Source organism: Corynebacterium sp. HMSC068G04, assembly GCF_001814885.1.
Lineage (GTDB): Bacteria > Actinomycetota > Actinomycetes > Mycobacteriales > Mycobacteriaceae > Corynebacterium > Corynebacterium hiratae.
In genome coordinates this window covers 1,182-1,531 of sequence record NZ_KV818311.1, presented here as the reverse complement: position 1 = coordinate 1,531, position 350 = coordinate 1,182, and the positions used below count along the sequence as shown (strand labels likewise).

The window sequence follows — 350 nt, the reverse complement described above, 5'->3', positions numbered from 1 at the left end:
CTGGTCAAGCGCATGTTTGATACTGGTGAGCTCAACCGAGTGTGGATGTCGGATATTACCTACCTTCGCACCGGTGAGGGCTGGCTGTACTTGTGCGCGGTCCGCGATGGTCATTCCCGCAGGGTACTGGGCTGGGCAATGGATAGCGTTCAAGACACACACCTAGTCGAACGGGCCCTGCGGATGGCGCATACGCTGCGCGGTGACGTTCCTGATGGGCTGGTGTTTCACGCTGACCGTGGAACGCAATTTACCAGTGAGAAGCTCTGGGAAGTCTGCCGCAACCTGGGCATCGCTCAGTCTGTGGGGCGCACTGGCGTGTGCTTCGATAACGCGATGGCCGAGTCGTT

1 protein-coding gene is annotated in these 350 nt (G+C 59.1%); it reads left to right on the top strand.

The features are described from left to right. Window positions 1-350 (top strand): DDE-type integrase/transposase/recombinase (locus HMPREF2993_RS14025; protein ID WP_371325903.1); only part of this gene is annotated, 350 nt, incomplete at both ends.